The 2,751-nt window shown below is 69.8% G+C and carries 2 protein-coding genes and 1 pseudogene; all 3 read left to right on the top strand.

Annotated elements, in window-relative coordinates:
* The first annotated feature begins 105 nt into the window (after positions 1-105).
* Entirely contained in the window at positions 106-972 is an 867-nt protein-coding gene (tsf, locus tag GPA_RS14710) for a translation elongation factor Ts (protein ID WP_041239727.1), read from the top strand.
* 174 nt (positions 973-1,146) lie between these two features.
* Positions 1,147-2,436: a UDP-N-acetylglucosamine 1-carboxyvinyltransferase gene (gene murA / locus GPA_RS14705; RefSeq protein WP_015540365.1), complete on the top strand. Its 1,290-nt coding sequence runs from the start codon at positions 1,147-1,149 to the stop codon at positions 2,434-2,436.
* Between the two features lie 12 nt (positions 2,437-2,448).
* Positions 2,449-2,751, top strand: a pseudogene (locus GPA_RS19560) (LCP family protein); the annotation flags it as partial.

The raw sequence follows: 2,751 nt of genomic DNA, 5'->3' as shown, positions 1-2,751 counted from the left end.
AGCGGGCTTTTACGAGAGAAGAGACGCGCCCTCCCCGCCGATGCGGCCCGAGGGCGCTTCCACCCCGGCACCGCGCATGCGGCGCCGTAGAGAGAAAGGAACAACGTGGCTGAGATCACCGCTTCCCTGGTCAAGGAGCTCCGCGAGATGACCGGCGCCGGCATGATGGAGTGCAAGAAGGCGCTCGTCGAGGCCGAGGCCGACCTGGAAAAGGCCGTCGACGTCCTGCGCACCCGCGGCCTGGCCGCCGTTGCCAAGAAGGCCGGCCGCGCCACCAACGAGGGCACGGTCATGGCCATCGTCTCCGACGACGCCACGACGGGCGCCGTCGTGGAGCTCAACTGCGAGACCGACTTCGTGGGCATGAACGACAAGTTCAAGGCCTACGCCGAGAAGATCGCCAAGGCCGCCCTGGCCGCCAAGCCCGCCGACCTGGAGGCCTTGAAGGCCGCCGACGCCGAGGGCGAGACGGTGGAGGCCGTGGTGACCGACGCCATCCACACGCTGGGCGAGAACATCCAGCTGTCCCGCTTCGCGCTCGTCGAGGGCGGCGCCGTGTCGTCCTACATCCACGGCGGCGGCAAGATCGGCGTGCTCGTGCAGTTCGACGTGGAGGGCATCGACCCCGCGTCCGACGGCTTCAAGGCCTACGGCCGCGACATCGCCATGCAGGTGGCCGCCGCGTCCCCGGTCGCCGCGAACCGCGACGCCGTCGACCCGGCCATCGTCGAGCACGAGAAGGCCATCTACATGGCCCAGGCCGCCGAGTCCGGCAAGCCCGAGGCCATCCAGGAGAAGATGGCCACCGGCCGCCTGGAGAAGTTCTTCAAGGAGAGCACCCTCACCGAGCAGGCCTTCGTGAAGAACCCGGACCAGAGCGTGTCCGAGTACACCGACGAGGTCGCCAAGAACCTCGGCGGCACGATCGGCATCGTCGACTTCAAGCGCTTCGTGCTGGGCGAAGAGGCGTAAGGCGCCTCATAGCCTCGGCTCACCTGCTCTTCTGCTTTCGCTGTGAAGGCCCGCTTCGTGCGGGCCTTCGCTTTCTATAATGGCTGAGTGCTGCAAACGGCGCCGAACCGACGGCGCGTGGACGATAGACGGGCGATGCCCGGCCGCCTCCGGCCCGGGCGCGAAGGACGATCCATGGCTGAAGAAATCATCATCGTGCAGGGTACGGGCGTGCTGGCCGGCGAGGTGCCCGTGTCGGGCGCGAAGAACTCGGCGCTCAAGCTCATGGCGGCTTCCCTGCTGGGGGGCGGAACCACCGCCATCCACAACGTGCCGCTCATTTCGGATATCGCCATCATGTCCGAGGTGCTGCGCTGCCTGAACGCGCGCGTTGAGCGCGAGGGCCACACGCTCGTGGTGGACACCGGCTCCGTGGACAAGTGGGAGACCCCCTACGAGCTGGTGTCGAAGATGCGCGCGAGCATCGCCGTGCTGGGCCCGCTCATCGGGCGGTTCGGCCAGGCGCGCGTCGCCATGCCGGGCGGCTGCCAGATAGGCGCCCGCAAGATCGACATGCACCTCGTGGGGCTGGAGGCCCTGGGCGTGGAGTTCGTGGTGGACCACGGCTTTTTGGAGGCCACGACGCCGCACGGCCTGGCCGGCGCGCACGTCGTGCTGGACTTCCCCAGCGTGGGCGCCACGGAGAACCTGCTCATGGCCGCCGTGGCGGCCGAGGGCACCACCACCGTGGAGAACGCCGCGCGCGAGCCGGAGATCGTCGATCTGGCGAACATGCTGAACGCCATGGGCGCGCGCGTGTCCGGCGGCGGCTCGTCGTTCATCGAGGTGGAGGGCGTGCCCGTCGAGAGCCTGCATCCCTGCGAGCACACCACGGTGGGCGACCGCATAGAGGCTGGCACCTTCCTCACCGGCGGCGCGCTCATGGGCGGCCCGGTGACGGTGCGCGGCATCGACCCGTCGTACCTGCGCATGGCGCTCATGAAGCTGGAGGCCATGGGCTGCGACGTGCAGGCCGGCGCCGACTGTATCACCGTGCGGCGCGAGGGGCCGCTCGCGCCCATCGACCTGCAGACGCTGCCGCACCCGGGCTTCCCGACCGACCTGCAGGCGCAGTTCATGCTGCTGGCGGCCCGCGCCGAGGGGACGTCCGTCATCACGGAGAACGTGTTCGAGAACCGCTTCATGTTCGCCAGCGAGCTCATGCGCATGGGCGCCGACATCGTCATCGAGGACCATCATGCCCTCGTGCGCGGCGTGGACGGCCTTCAGGGCGCCGACGTGTCCTCCACCGACCTGCGTGCCGGTGCGGCGCTCGTGCTGGCGGGGGTATCGGCCGAGGGGGAGACGCGCGTGCACGACATCCGCCACATCGACCGCGGCTACGAGGACTACGTGGGCAAGCTCCGCCTGCTCGGCGCCGACGTCGAGCGCGCCGTGGCGGACGACGCGCTGCCGGCGTGCTAGCGGGGCCGTTGCATGGCTAGGCGCAAGAAGGGCTTCACCGCAGCCCAGTCCAAGCTCACGTCGCACCGCATGAGGTCGGCGATGCTCGGCACGCATGTGCCGCGGCGCATCCGCCCGGCATCGGCCCGCATGAACGCCGATGCCGTGGGCTTCTCCAGCACGCGCAAGAAGAAGCGCGCCGCGCGCGGCGTGGTGGACACGCTGCTGCCCTCCACGGCCACGCGCGAGACCTCGTCGGACTACAGCCGCCGCGTGGGGCGCCGCGACATCGCCCAGGAGCTGCAGCGCAAGGCGCGCGTCCGCCGCATCGTGGCC

Source organism: Gordonibacter pamelaeae 7-10-1-b (assembly GCF_000210055.1).
GTDB lineage: Bacteria > Actinomycetota > Coriobacteriia > Coriobacteriales > Eggerthellaceae > Gordonibacter > Gordonibacter pamelaeae.
The sequence above is the reverse complement of the archived record's forward strand: the minus strand, read 5'-3'. Positions and strand labels throughout refer to the sequence as shown.

Excerpts from the sequence above, each read along its gene's own strand:
- murA (WP_015540365.1), top strand. The coding sequence starts at position 1,147 with ATGGCTGAAGAAATCATCATCGTGCAGGGTACGGGCGTGCTGGCCGGC.